This is a genomic window from Synechococcus sp. 63AY4M2, from assembly GCF_002760475.1.
Classification (GTDB): domain Bacteria; phylum Cyanobacteriota; class Cyanobacteriia; order Thermostichales; family Thermostichaceae; genus Thermostichus.
Genome location: NZ_AXUX01000001.1, coordinates 598,467 through 611,670, shown reverse-complemented (window position 1 = coordinate 611,670; position 13,204 = coordinate 598,467). Strand labels below are relative to the sequence as shown.

The following is a 13,204-nucleotide window of genomic DNA, read 5'->3' as shown; positions in this document are numbered from 1 at the left end:
ACGCTTGGCTAACGGAGTGAGGTGTGAGGATGATGAACCGTCGAGTCGCCTGGGGATGTGCATTGAGCTTGATCCTTTCACTGCCCCTGTTGGCTGTGGAAAGCCAGCTCGATGAAGCCGCCGCCCAGCAGTTGACCTCCGCCAATCCACAAAGCCTCAGCCGCATTACCGATATCCGCCTGGTGCCCCACGGCAACCGCATGAAGCTGGAGATCAACACCGCAGGGGGCGCCCGTCCACAGGTGTTCTTTACCCAGCAGGGCCAATCTTGGATTGGGGATATCACCAATGCCCAACTGGATGGAGGTCAAGGTCGCTATCGTCAGGAGTCTCCCCTGCCGGGAGTGCGCTTCATCGAGGCCAAGCAAATGGGCAATGACAGCGTGCGGATAGAAATTGCCGGCGTTGCGGCAGCTCCCCAGGGCTTGCTGGCCCAGCGCAGCCCAACGCAGTTGGTCTTCGAGTTTGAGGGCTTGCCCTCTGCCCTGCCAGCTCCTGTAGCTGCAGCGCCCAGCCAAGAAGTAGTGCCCAATCAACCAGCCTCGCCAACTCGAGCTCAGCCTGGTGCCCCACCGGCAACCCCTGCCTCTTCTCCGGCTGCTCAAAACTCTCCTTCTCCCCGCGTGGCAGCTGCTACTCCTCAGCCTCTTGCCCAAAACTCCCCCTCTTCCCCGCCAGCTCAGACAGCTCCTACTCCTCAGCCAGCTTCTCCTAGGCCGGTCATTTCTCAGGTGCCCTCCGTGGGCCAGCTTAACCAACCGCAATTGCCGCCAGGAAGCTTGCCCACTGGATCCCCCTTCCAGGGGAGAGCTGTGGCTCCTCCTGCTGGCGATATTGCCGTTGGCACAATCCTGCCTGATCCACCTACAGTGGATCTCGGATCCAATGCCAGGATTAGCTTGACCTTGAAAGATGCTCCTGTGGGCGATGTGCTGAGCTTGTTGGTGCGGCGAGCAGGGTTGAATGTGGTGCTCAACGACGTCCCACCCGATCTAACCATCTCTCTGGACGTGCAAGACTCGCCCTTACAGGAGACATTCAACTTTATCTTGCGGCTAAAACAGTTGCAGGCCCAGCGAAGGGGCCAAACCGTATTTGTTGGACAAAACCTGCCAGGGGTGACTGAGATCCTGGTGCGCAATTACCGCGTGAATCAGGCAGTCGCCACCGATTTGGCCAGTCGGCTGGAAGAAGTTTTGAACGCCGTTGCTCCCGGTGCCCAATTCGTTGTGGACGAGCGCACCAACTCCATTACGGTGATCGGCAACTCGCGGCAGCAGGACATCGCGGCTGCTCAGATTGCCCAATTGGATGTGCGTCGGCGACAGGTTTTGATTTCCCTGAGAGCAGTTGATATTCGCTTGAACAAAAACGAAAGCTTATCAGTTAACTTGGGAGGGGCATCTGGCAACTTTGCCCTTGGAACCTTGGGAGACGCCAATTTTGGTGGTCAACCGCTCAATCAACCTGCGGGATCCTCGGTAAGCTCTATCGGCCCTGCAGGCCCATCAGGATCCATCACGGGAATATTTAACACTCTCAACCGGCTGCAGCAGTCTTTGGCTCTAAGAGTGCAGTCTGCAATACAAAATGGAACTGGAAAAATTCTAACTGACCCCAAAGTTGTGGTGGCAGATGGCGGATCCAGTCGAATTAGCATTGCAACCAGCGTGCCTGTTAACGTTGAAACCATCACCATACCCCAGGGCGAAAACCAGCCTCCAGTTGTTACTCAGCGTTTGCAGCGAGAGGATGCTGGGGTTATCCTTGACGTCTCAGAAGTTAGGATAGATGACAATGGGTTTGTTACCCTGACCATTCAGCCGGAAATTTCTATTCCTGTACCCATTCAAGTATTGGAAGGCGGAGACTTTGCAGGCATTCAACTTTTTAACATCGACAGAAGGCGGCTGGAAGCATCTCAGCTCAGGTTAAGAGATGGGCAAACCTTTATTATTGCTGGCCTCATTCAAGACAGAGACACTGTTGACGTTCAAAAAGTGCCTTTCCTAGGCGACTTGCCTCTTTTGGGTGCTTTGTTCCGATCTCAGAGTGTGAATAACGAGCGCAATGAGGTGGTCTTCATGCTAACGCCCTACATTATGGATGATAATGTTGCTTTTGGTCTTCCTCCCAATCCGTAAAATTCCCAATCCGTAAAATAGGGTTATGCCGAACTGCCAAGTTTCGTGATATCCTCCCAACACTGATACTACAGGCACAGCGCAGGACCCATAGCTCCCCACACCCCTCATGAGTTAACTCTCGACAGTCCTGAGTTACTGGCTGCATTAGCTTCGGGATCCGTTGAGTTGCATTCAGCAGCTAATGGCTTCTTCAAGTGGCCTGGGATCCACCTCGGGCAACAAGCGCCAATTCCACCTGATTTTCTTGGGGCTGCCCCAGTTGCACCTCCACATCTCGGCCAAAGAAGCCTTGCATTTTTTTCTGGTAGCTTTCCTGCCATTGTTGGAAGGGAACCTTGGGGGAATCGAACAGAAGCACCAAGGTATACCGGCCATCTCGCAGCTCTTCTCTGTACCCTCTCACCTTGGGCAGATCTGCTTCCAGAGGGCCGCGCAGACCCAGAAACTCCAGGGCATCTTCCAGGTGGGCATTAGCCCCGTAGCTATATTTGGTGATATCGGCGCGGACTTGCTTTTGAATTTCCGTGGCCTGCTGGGCGCGGGCTTGGATCACCTCGAGAGAAGGGGCGGCCAGGGCAGGTACCGGCTTGAGTTCCACTACCTTCATGGTTATCCCTCCCAACAGCAAGGGGATCCCGGCAAACAGGCCGATGAGATTGAGGGTGGGATCGTTGTAGTGGGCAAAGCCCCAAGCCGTGGCGGCAACGCCGGCCAGCAACACGAGAGTGCTCAGGGGGAAGGGCAGTTTTTCAAACATACAGGAGAGGAAGAAAGGCCACCTGAAAACCCAGGCTAGCAGGAAAAGCGCCAGCGGTGGACTTAGCCTCCATTGGGATGGATAATCACAAAATGCCCACCTGGTGTGTTGAGGAGTGGTCTGTGGTTCTGTCCAATCTGTCCAAAACCTCTCGTTGCTTGCGCTCGCTGGATCGCAAAGCCCAAGAGCGAGCACCTCTTTTTGAGGCCATCCGCCACTATTGCAGCTTGGACAAAGCTCCTTTTCATACGCCAGGCCACAAACAGGGGCGCGGGATCCCTGCCGACTTGCGGACCTTTTTGGGAGAGAACGTCTTCCGGGCAGATCTGACCGAGCTGCCAGAGGTGGACAACCTCCACGACCCCGATGGCGTGATCCGAGAGGCCCAGGAGCTGGCTGCAGCAGCTTATGGAGCGGATCGCAGTTGGTTTTTGGTCAACGGTTCCACCTGCGGCGTGGAAACGCTGGTGATGGCGGTGTGCGACCCAGGGGACAAGATTCTGCTGCCGCGCAACTGTCACAAGTCGGCCATTGCCGGCGTGATCCTCTCTGGGGCCGTGCCCGTCTACATTGAGCCAGATTTTGACTTGGAGCTGGGCATTGCCCACGGCATCACTCCTGCCGGTCTGGAGCAGGCCCTGGCCGAGCACCCCGACGCCAAAGGTGTGTTGGCGGTCAACCCCACCTACTACGGGGTTTGCTGCGACCTAGAAGCCCTGGCGGCCATTGCCCACGCCCACGGCCTGCCCCTCCTGGTGGACGAGGCCCACGGGCCCCACTTTGGGTTTCATCCGCAATTGCCCATTTCGGCCTTGGAAGCCGGCGCCGATCTGGTGGTGCAGTCCACCCACAAGGTGATCTCCGGCATGACCCAGGCGTCGATGCTGCACCTCAAGGGATCCCGAGTCGATCCCAACCGAGTCCGCAACATCCTGCAGCTGCTGCAGTCCACCAGCCCTAACTACGTGCTCATGATGTCGCTGGACGTGGCGCGGCGGCAGATGGCCCTGGAAGGGGAAGTTCTCCTGGGCCAAGCCCTGGCTTTGGCGGATCAGGCCCGCGCCCGCCTCAACCGTATTTCCGGGATCTTCTGTTTTGGCCCGGAACGCATTGGCTCCACTCCCGGCTTTTTCGATTTGGATCGCACCCGCCTGACGGTGACGGTGTCGGGGCTGGGCCTTTTTGGCTTCGACGCCCATGACTGGGTCAACGATCACTTCCACGTGCAGCCGGAGATGTCCACCCTGCACAACGTGGTCTTTATTGTTAGCCTCGGCAACACCCAGCGGGATATCGACCGGCTGGTGGAGAGCTTTGCGGCTTTGTCGAAGTATGCCCAGGGATCCCCGCCTTCCCTGGCAATGGCCGAGAAACTGCGGCGCCTGGCCGAATTGAAACGCCCCCCCCTCCCGCCCCAACGGCTCTCGCCGCGGCAGGCCTTTTTTGCCCCCATCGAGCGGATCCCTTTTCAAGAAGCTGTGGGCCGCATCTGTGCCGAAATCATTTCCCCCTACCCGCCTGGGATCCCCATTTTGGTGCCTGGCGAAGAGGTGACCCAAGAGGCAGTGGACTATCTGCTGCTGGTGCACGAGGCGGGCGGCTTCATCAACGGCCCCGAAGATGTGCGGCTGCAGACCCTCAAGGTCGTCAAAACCTAGCTCCTCAAGTGCCCGGCTGCGCCGTCTGAGCAGGGGGCAGGGAAGGCAGGGGGTTGGGAGAGCTGCGGCGGTGGCGGACGACCTTCACCCGATCCACCCGCGGCCCTTCCATGCGCACCACCTGGAACTCCATGTCTTGGTAGGTAAACTTTTCCCCCACGCGCGGGATCTTCTGCAGGTGGTAGATCAAAAAGCCCCCCAGGGTCTGGTAGTCCTCGTGGAGGGGCAAGTTGAGGTGGCAGCGCTCGTTGACCTCTTCAATGTCCAACTGGGCCTGGATGAGGAGGGTATTTTCGTCCAGCTCCTGAATATCCGGCTCCTTCGCCTTGGGATCTGGGCCATCGGAGAGCTTGCCGACGATCTCCTCCACCAGGTCTTGGATGGTGATCAGGCCCGCCGTGCCACCGAACTCATCCACCACCACCACCATCGGCCAGTGGTGCTGCCGCATCTCCGGCAACAGTTCGGCAATCGGCTTGTTCTCCGGCTCAAAGTGGGCCTCTCGGATAAAGGGGGTGATAGGGCTATGCAAATCCAGGGATCCCTTGGCCAGCTCGCCAATGAGCTCCTTGACGTGAATCAGCCCCCGGATGTCGTCCAAAGACTCGCCATAGACCGGGTAACGGGAATGCCCCGATTCGGCCACCTCGGCCAGCACCTCTTGCACCGTGGCCGTCTCCGGCACCGCATCGATGCTGGTGCGCGGGATCATCACCTCGCTGGCCACTGTCTCGCCAAACTCAAAGATGTTGCTCAACAGCTCCCGCTCCTCCGCCTCGATGTTGCCCGACTCCACCGACGAGGCAATCAGCAGTTGCAGCTCCTCCACTGTCATGGTGCTGTAAAAAGAAGTGGCCTCCGGGATGCGGACGCCAAAAAGCTGCAACAAGCAGCGGGAGGAGAACCGGAGCAGCTCCACGAAAGGGTGCAAAAAGCGGCTCACCAAGCGGTTAAGCCAGGCCAGTTGCAGCGCAATCGGCTCCGAGTAGAGAATGGCCAGAGTTTTCGGGATCAGCTCTCCCACCACAATTTGGAAATAGGTGAGCAGCGAAAACACCACCACCACTGCCACTCCCCGGATAAGGGCGGGATCCACATTCTGAAGCCAAGCCAACTGCCTCAAGGCCAAAAACAGCGTCGGCGCAACCTGGGTGGCCCCGATCCAGCCCAACAGGACGCTGGCTAGGGTGATGCCCAATTGGGCGGTGGAGAGGGCATACTCCAACTGTTCCTGGGCCTTTTGCACAATCCCCGCCTGGCGGTTCCCTTCGCTGGCCAGCTGCACCATGCGGGAGCGCCGCGCCGACACCAAGGAAAACTCCACCGCCACAAAAAAAGCGTTGATGAGGAGAAGGGCGATAACCCAGAGGAGACTGAGAGACGCCTCTCCCCAAGAGAACTCAGGGCTGGGGGCCGAGGCTAAAGGAGGGTCGTCCATCAGGGGGAGCAGCAAGACGGATAGAGAGCATTTTAGCCCAGACCGACTCGACCACCTGCCCCTGGCCAGCAGTTAAACTGGCCTCAGCCATCGGGCGGCTATTATGCGAACACCTTCCCCCTGCCCAAATGAACGGGATCCCCAGCTTTTGCAGTTCTCAAGATTGCTACTTTTTCATCAAGCATTCATCAAGCAGTGGCAACTACCGCTTTTTCCGGCAACGCTTACCCCAGTTCGTGCAGTCATCGATATCGACAACATCGCCGCTAGTGGCGTCGATCTTGACTTCAACATCGTTGGTGAATTTTACTTCCCAAACTAAGCGCCCATCTTCGCGCTCCAACTCAACTTCTTTGATCACAGCATTGGGAACAGCAGATCGAGCAATCTGAATCGCTTCTTCAATGCGGACGGCTGGAGCAGGAGATTGAGCAAAAGCTGCCTCTGTGCTTTCGCCTACCCCTAGCATCGGGCTGCTGAGGGGCAAAACGCCCAGCAAAAGCAAGGAAGCAACAGAAGGTTTTGAAAGCTTCACTTCCAACTGTTTGAGTAACCACATTCTTACCCTACCACCCTCGGGGTGAAAGAAGCCTTGCCAAAAAGAGCATTGTTGCCTTCGCAAGGGGAGTGGGCTCCTTGCGTCATAGGGTGTAGTTCGTCAGCCCCTCGTAGATTAGAAGCTATTTGCCGCCGCAGCCCTCGCAGAAATGGACTGGCTAAAAAACCCTGCGGTGCATATATCTTCCCGAGTGCTGCCGGCGCTGCCTCCATCGGTGATAATATTCCTACTCTTACATCTTTTCCCACCGCAGTAGGTGCCGACCATGCCCGATTTTCTGCCCTACGCCTACTTTCAGGGCCAGATCGTCCCCTTTGCCGAGGCGAAGATCTCCATTGCCACCCATGCTCTGCACTACGGGACGGCAGCGTTTGGCGGCCTGCGCGGGATCCCCGATCCGCAAAACCCAGATCAGGTGCTGGTGTTTCGCCTGGATCGCCACTGCCGACGGCTAAGCCAAAGTGCTCGCCTACTCTGCTTCGATTTGCCTGCGGAGAAGATCGAGCAGGTCATTGTGGAGCTGATCCGGAAAAATCGCCCTTCCACCTCTTTCTACATCCGCCCCTTGGTGTATACCTCCGACCTGGGCATCTCACCGCGGCTGCACAACATCGAGAAAGACTTCTTCGTGTACGGGTTGGAATTGGGAGACTACCTCTCGCCGGAAGGGGTAAGTTGCCGCATCAGCTCATGGGCCCGCCAGGAGGATCGCAGCCTGCCGTTGCGGGGCAAGATCACCGGCGCCTACATCACCTCTTCTCTGGCCAAAACCGAGGCGGTGCAGTCCGGCTATGACGAGGCCATTTTGATGAACTCACAAGGCAAGGTGAGCGAGGCCTCGGGCATGAACATCTTCATCGTGCGCAACGGCGTGCTGATTACCCCCAGCTTCGACCAAGACATCCTGGAAGGGATCACCCGCGACAGCGTCCTCACCCTGGCCCGTGATCTGGGGATCCCTACCCAAGAACGGCCCGTTGACAAATCGGAGCTATTGATTGCTGACGAGGCCTTTTTAACCGGCACTGCTGCCAAGATCACCCCCATTCGCCAGATCGAGCAGTACGTCCTGCCCCCCTCCCGCCCCATCACCGAGCAGTTGCGGCAGAAGCTGACGGCAATTACCGAAAATCGGGATCCCGTCTATGCCCATTGGGTGAAGGTGATCCCTCTGAAAGAAAGCTAGTCCCTAGTCGAGGGGAGAAGCGTCATTATTAAACTGAGCACTCTAGATGGGTAGAGGGGGATCCCTTGCACGAGATTTCCATCACCTGGGCCGACTACCACCGCAAAATCGAAGAGCTGGCCGTCAAGGTTTACGAAAGCGGCTGGGAGTTTAACCAAATTGTCTGCATCGCCAAAGGGGGGCTGCGCATTGGCGACACTCTGGCCCGTCTGTTCGATCTTCCCCTGGCCATTCTCGCCGCTTCCTCCTACTCCGGCCCTGGCAAGCGGGGGCAACTGATCTTCTCGCGGGATCTGGCCATGACCACCGCCAACCTGGGCAGCCATGTGTTGTTGGTGGACGACTTAGTCGATTCCGGCATGACCCTGAAGCGCTCTGTCCACTGGCTCAAGCACCACTACGGCTTTTACATCGAGGAAATCCGCACCGGTGTACTCTGGTACAAAGCAGCCTCCATCTATCAACCGGATTACTATGTGGACTATTTGCCGGATAACCCTTGGATTCACCAGCCCTTCGAACCCTACGAGCAGATGACACCCAAGCAGCTAATGGAGTCCCTGCGCTCTTTGGGTTAAACTGCAAATCTAACTCCTGAGTAAGCTTTTAGATCGACAAGCGGCTCAATACACCGTATTCCGGTTGCTGAAGTTGCACCCCTACTTAGTTGCAACTACATTTAGGCTAACTGGTTCCCCGAGAAAGACCATATCGCTGCAATCATTGAACAGCCCAAATCTGTCCACCTTTCGAATAACCCTGAAACCTACCTGAGCAAGTAAAGCAAATAAGTATTCCCACGAGAAGCCAACTTTATGGTAGTTTTGCTCATCTACTTGGTCACCAAACATCATACGCATAATGCGAAACCTCTGCTCTAAAGAAACTTCATCCTTCAGATAAAGACGGCAGAGAGTAGGCATATCTGGGACACTGATCATCAACTGGCCCCCAAAGCGCAAAACCCGGTGCCACTCTTTGAGAGCAGTAGGTAGTTCACGTGTGTAGTTAAAGCGCTGCAGAATATAGGGAGCGTAGATGGCTTCTATAGAGTTATCTTCAAATTGACTGAGATCAATGGCGCTTCCAACATAATCCACATGGTCTCCTACCTGACTATCTAGAATCTTCCAGTCTGGATGAGGCTGCTTACCTCCAATATGAAGACGAATAGACTCAGCGGGCTTGGGCTCAGCTTGGCAATCTTCTAGAGGAGGAATAGATTGAATAAGTTGATGCTCATAAGCTAGCTCGAAGAAAACTCTCTCCATGGCTTTAGCCAACCGCTTTGGATCCCATACTATTGATCTGTGATATGAATCTCGAATAGTTTGCTTAGCTTTAGCCAAGCGTTCTGGATTATTGCCTAGCTGGATCCCACGCTCAATAAACTCCTCCACCGACCAGGTGATGCAATCCTCGAGGCCAACATTTTTCAGCAGGCTGTAACTCATTCGGCCATAGTAATGCCTGCCCACTAGGGTAAGGACTGGCACACCCATATAGAGAGCTTCCATGGTGTGGGTTGCACCTGTGTAGGGGAAGGTATCCAGAACGAGATCCACTAAGGCTAGTTGGCCACGATGCTCTTCCACACTGCTGGCTTTAGCAAGAAATCGGACGCGATCGAGAACGCCCAGCTCTTTGGCTCTTTCCTGGTAGCGTCTAATAACCGTAGCAATTTCTCCTGATCCTTTGACAATCAAAACTCCGTTGGGAACGGCCTTTAAGATTTGCAGGTGAGCGTCGATACATTTGGGAGTACGTTTGTAAGCACTAGCTGCGGTTAGGAAAACAACATTTTTCGGCTCTATTCTCAGACTAGTCTTAAAGTCTACCTCGTTGGCAGCACAGACGTCCAGATGATCAACAGCACAGTAGCTAGGCAAGCGGATAATTTTTTCATGGTAATCGGCCTGTGCATCTTCAGGAAGGATATAGGGATCGGCGAAAAAGTAATCAAATTCTGGCAAACCGACAGCATCTCCGCCAAGCCAACCAATTTGGATAGGAGCGGCCCGCAAAGCTGCTACGATGCTGGCATCGTGACTGGTAAGGGAGTCCATAAAAACCATGATATCGATGCGATCCTCACGCGCTTGAGCAGCTACTTGAGGCGGATTGGTTTCTCCTGGAAAAAAGCGAAAATGGAGATTTTCGTGAGAGCGAAACTTTTGATACATATTGTCATGACTGGCCATATCTTCATTTTTCCACCCCTGGTAGTAGTAGTAGTAGACAACGTCCAGAAGATCGCGAGATAGGTTCCTGAGAGTAGCCTCACTGAGAAAGCCAACCGAATGTTGCTGAAAGCAGTTACCCAGAAAGCCTACTCGCAACTTGCGCTCAGCTCTACCGGATCTGCAGTAATCTTGCTGGTTTCTCTGCCAATACTCTGACCAGAGGAAGTCTCGCTGAGAAGCCATTAAGCTTAGGCAATCGTTAAAGATTCTACCACCAATCTGCTGGTAACGACGAATCAGAGAACGATCATCAGTTAGATAGCTCCAGCAAAAGCAAACTCGAAACAGAATGACTTTAGCAATCGTTAGACTCTCGAGTAGATTTTCATCGTTAATTCTTAGTGATCCTAAGTCGGCTTCCCTCGATAAAATTAAGTCTATAATTTTCTGGATAACAAGGTTTATCCGTTCTGGCTGGGCAGCATGGATCAACTTTTCCATCGATTCTGATAGAAGGGATAGACGAAGAGTAAAGTTCTCTTGCACCTGTGAGCTCTCGGCCGCCGTGATGAGAGCTTCTCCTAAAATGGAATAGCCATCGCTAGTAGAGTTTTGAAAAAGAGCGCAAGCTGCTTTTTGAAAGAAATCGCCGATCAAGTCCTCTATGATCCATAGCCCTTTGTAGCGATTGGCTTGCTCGGGATCCACAGCACGAGCCAGCTGGGCTAGCAAAGCAGCAAATCCGGATTTCTGGTCCTCCAAAAGACGAGCTTGTAAAGCTGTGGCCACCTCGAAGAACAGATCCAGGTAGCCGTCATCCCATAGCCGAGTGAGAAGTTGAGTCAGGAGGGGCTCCTGGGTAATGTCTAGGGTCTGCTCTTCTCCCAAACTGGCCAATTGCTCCGCCAAAGCCTGCCCGTAAAAGCCCACGGCCAGCTCGTCTTGAGCTTGCAGGGATCGCAACAGTAGAACCTGGGTGTTATCCCGCCGGCCTGGATCCAGCTCAAAAGCCAGCTCGCGCAGCTTCAGGCAAACCTGGAAACGTTGTTGCTGCGAATCTTCAGTGGAGCTTTTTTCCAGGCTTTCTGCCAAGGATAGCAACACCTCTACCACCTTCTCCGCCGGCAGGATTCCTGCTTCTACCAAAGGTGTGTAGAGCTGGTAGGCAAGGTTCAGCCGGTTGGCAACCAGGGCCTGCTCCAGCGCCGATAGGGTGATTGCCTCTGGCTCAGAGGGAGAAGCCGACTCATCAGCCAATGAAGATGAGGGGAGGTCACAGAAGCCCCGCAAAAACTCCCGCCAACCCTTTGCGTCTTGCTCTCGGTAGAAAGCCACCAGCCACTCTGCAAAGGCATTGGGAGCCTGCTGAAGCAGTTGCCTAGCTTCCAGGATCTGGGCTTGCAGTGTAGGGTTCATGGGTGGGAAGGAGATCACTAGTCCTAGTTTGCCCCGCTGCAGCCAGCTCAGCTAGACCACCGGTTTTTGGGCTGCCCCTAGCAGAGATCCGCAATTGCACTCCGTGGGAGGGGACTGTTATGAACTGCCCGCCAGCGGGGTAAGTTAATAGCGGCAGGTAACCTGCACGGTTAACTCTCTAGGTTGTCAAAGGATCGAGTACCATGAGCGCGAAGTCTCGTCAGTCTCTGTTGCGGGCCAAGCTGGCTCAGCAAATTCTCTCCAAAGCCAAGGGCTTCACCCTGATTGAGCTGTTGGTGGTGATTGTAATTGTGGGTGTGCTGTCTGCAGTGGCAATCCCGCAGTTCTTAAACCAAGTGCGCCGCTCCCGTACAGCCGAAGCTCAAGCGGCTCTCACTGAAGTAGGCCGTGCCTCTGAAGTCTACCGACTCGACTTCGGCGTCTATCCTGACGAGTATGCTAGGATCAAGTACGGTGGAGCAAATAATGACAAGTACATGAACGATCCGTGGAGGGCTCCCAACTACCAGCTACCAGAGCCTAGTCAACGTTCGACCGAGGCTCCTCACGCACTAAGGTGGGACACAACATCCAGAGGTGGTGCATACATCACCAGGTCTGGTTCAAACATTCAATGCACCATTGGGCTGGGAGCGCAGGAGACAGCTGTGGCTACTGAGTCTACCTTTGTTGGTAAGAGCTGCAACGTCTTTGACTAGTTTCTATCTCTACTTTATGTACTCCGTGGCTCCCTGTGGGGAGCTTTTTTATTTCAGTTGCTCCAGTCTCCCTCAAGAGTAGGCAAGGGATCTAGGCTAAACCAGTGAACTAGAGCGAGGACAGTAACTGTGATGGGTAGGAGATGCGAGTAAGAATACCCTTTTCGATGAGGTTCTGGTTGGTTTCAGGACTGCTGTAAAGTATGAACTCTTGATAAAGAGCTTCCATGCGAGTTCTATCTCCTGAGCAATAAGCGTCCCGTGAGGTTAAGTGAAAAGGCACCCGAATAGGATTAGACTTGGAGCGCCACCAGTAGTCGGGAAAGTTTCCCAGTTGGGCGTATTTTTTATAGTAGTTCTGGAATCCGCAGTTCAAGTAGTGCAAAATAGAGGGAGACGACGTTACTAGAGTATGATCCCCTGGAATATCAAAGCTATGTACGCTATTGGGTAAGAGAGTGGGATGGATCCGAGCTGCTGACTTTCCATTCTGGTAAGCCAAAAAGTATTGACTCTTACTAGAGATCTTCTGAAACTGGGTATAGAATCCGGGATCCAAAATAGCAGGGTTTCTCTTAAATAAAGTGACCTCGCGGAAGTAGTCTTCGATCTCAAACGCTTCGGGAGCTGCTTCGTGGTTTAGGAACGTAACCTGGAATATATCGTCGCTTACTCGATCAAACCAATTTGGAGCCGTTGTCTGGCCAGGATAAAAAAGCTCATCTCCATCAATATGAAGAATCCAGTCCATGCCCTGATCCAAGGCAAGTTGTATAGCCGTTTCTACGTTAAGGATCTGACGAGCCATGACCTCATAGCCAACATGAGGGCCATATTTTGGGTAGAGAACATTCCCCAATGCTTGTTGAACTTGCAAAGCTTCATCGTTGGGAATAGCCGTTACATCGGAAAACTGAAGTGCCACCTGAAAGCGGGATCCTCTGGATCGTCAAAGAAGATATAAATATGGGCAATTCCAAGGGCAAGGTGATAGGGAATGAACGACTCCAAGCACACGCCTGGATCCCGAACAGTGGTAATTATGCAAACTCTGGCCATGGTGGAGCTGCAAGCCTTTAGGTGAATTGCTTGGCTCCTAGCCAAGTATTGATAGTGAAGCGGCTATCGGCAAAGGCTTGGC

At 54.3% G+C, this 13,204-nt stretch carries 10 protein-coding genes; 5 read left to right on the top strand and 5 right to left on the bottom strand.

Annotated features, from left to right (window positions below; all coding sequences use genetic code 11):
• Positions 1 to 68: 68 nt before the first annotated feature.
• On the top strand, positions 69 to 2,144 hold the full coding sequence (locus SYN63AY4M2_RS02745) for an AMIN domain-containing protein (protein ID WP_240530482.1): 2,076 nt from the start codon (positions 69 to 71) through the stop codon (positions 2,142 to 2,144).
• Between the two features lie 193 nt (positions 2,145 to 2,337).
• Here SYN63AY4M2_RS02745 and SYN63AY4M2_RS02740 read toward each other — a convergent pair whose 3' ends face one another.
• Positions 2,338 to 2,904, bottom strand: coding sequence for a DUF2854 domain-containing protein (locus SYN63AY4M2_RS02740; protein ID WP_099812264.1), 567 nt, complete (start codon positions 2,902 to 2,904; stop codon positions 2,338 to 2,340).
• A gap of 122 nt (positions 2,905 to 3,026) precedes the next feature.
• Here SYN63AY4M2_RS02740 and SYN63AY4M2_RS02735 point away from each other — a divergent pair, with 122 nt between their 5' ends.
• Positions 3,027 to 4,562 (top strand): aminotransferase class I/II-fold pyridoxal phosphate-dependent enzyme, encoded by a 1,536-nt coding sequence (locus tag SYN63AY4M2_RS02735; protein WP_099887472.1) that lies wholly within the window; start codon positions 3,027 to 3,029, stop codon positions 4,560 to 4,562.
• A gap of 4 nt (positions 4,563 to 4,566) precedes the next feature.
• Here SYN63AY4M2_RS02735 and SYN63AY4M2_RS02730 read toward each other — a convergent pair whose 3' ends face one another.
• Entirely contained in the window at positions 4,567 to 6,000 is a 1,434-nt protein-coding gene (locus SYN63AY4M2_RS02730) for a hemolysin family protein (protein ID WP_099884544.1), read from the bottom strand.
• Between the two features lie 202 nt (positions 6,001 to 6,202).
• Positions 6,203 to 6,535 (bottom strand): PepSY domain-containing protein, encoded by a 333-nt coding sequence (locus SYN63AY4M2_RS02725; protein ID WP_240530558.1) that lies wholly within the window; start codon positions 6,533 to 6,535, stop codon positions 6,203 to 6,205.
• A 289-nt stretch (positions 6,536 to 6,824) separates the two neighbouring features.
• Here SYN63AY4M2_RS02725 and SYN63AY4M2_RS02720 point away from each other — a divergent pair, with 289 nt between their 5' ends.
• Both SYN63AY4M2_RS02720 and SYN63AY4M2_RS02715 read left to right on the top strand, forming a co-directional pair.
• Entirely contained in the window at positions 6,825 to 7,745 is a 921-nt protein-coding gene (locus SYN63AY4M2_RS02720; protein ID WP_099887190.1) for a branched-chain amino acid transaminase, read from the top strand.
• A 65-nt stretch (positions 7,746 to 7,810) separates the two neighbouring features.
• Positions 7,811 to 8,323 (top strand): phosphoribosyltransferase domain-containing protein, encoded by a 513-nt coding sequence (locus SYN63AY4M2_RS02715; RefSeq protein ID WP_099887189.1) that lies wholly within the window; start codon positions 7,811 to 7,813, stop codon positions 8,321 to 8,323.
• A gap of 81 nt (positions 8,324 to 8,404) precedes the next feature.
• On the opposite strand, the gene SYN63AY4M2_RS02710 is transcribed toward SYN63AY4M2_RS02715, so the two are convergent.
• A complete protein-coding gene (locus SYN63AY4M2_RS02710; protein WP_240530481.1) occupies positions 8,405 to 11,344 on the bottom strand; it encodes a methyltransferase domain-containing protein in 2,940 nt (979 codons plus the stop codon).
• Positions 11,345 to 11,547: 203 nt separating this feature from the next.
• Between SYN63AY4M2_RS02710 and SYN63AY4M2_RS02705 the strand changes: the two genes are divergently transcribed.
• Positions 11,548 to 12,063: a prepilin-type N-terminal cleavage/methylation domain-containing protein gene (locus SYN63AY4M2_RS02705; RefSeq protein WP_099887188.1), complete on the top strand. Its 516-nt coding sequence runs from the start codon at positions 11,548 to 11,550 to the stop codon at positions 12,061 to 12,063.
• A gap of 109 nt (positions 12,064 to 12,172) precedes the next feature.
• Here the strand turns inward: SYN63AY4M2_RS02705 and SYN63AY4M2_RS02700 are convergent, their stop codons facing one another.
• Positions 12,173 to 12,988 (bottom strand): glycosyltransferase family 2 protein, encoded by an 816-nt coding sequence (locus tag SYN63AY4M2_RS02700; protein WP_240530480.1) that lies wholly within the window; start codon positions 12,986 to 12,988, stop codon positions 12,173 to 12,175.
• Positions 12,989 to 13,204 lie beyond the last annotated feature (216 nt).

Bases quoted from the DNA above. Each gene is read 5' to 3' on its own strand.
- SYN63AY4M2_RS02720 (WP_099887190.1), top strand. From the start codon at position 6,825: ATGCCCGATTTTCTGCCCTACGCCTACTTTCAGGGCCAGATCGTCCCC.
- SYN63AY4M2_RS02710 (WP_240530481.1), bottom strand. From the start codon at position 11,344: ATGAACCCTACACTGCAAGCCCAGATCCTGGAAGCTAGGCAACTGCTT.
- SYN63AY4M2_RS02730 (WP_099884544.1), bottom strand. From the start codon at position 6,000: ATGGACGACCCTCCTTTAGCCTCGGCCCCCAGCCCTGAGTTCTCTTGG.
- SYN63AY4M2_RS02705 (WP_099887188.1), top strand. From the start codon at position 11,548: ATGAGCGCGAAGTCTCGTCAGTCTCTGTTGCGGGCCAAGCTGGCTCAG.
- SYN63AY4M2_RS02740 (WP_099812264.1), bottom strand. From the start codon at position 2,904: ATGTTTGAAAAACTGCCCTTCCCCCTGAGCACTCTCGTGTTGCTGGCC.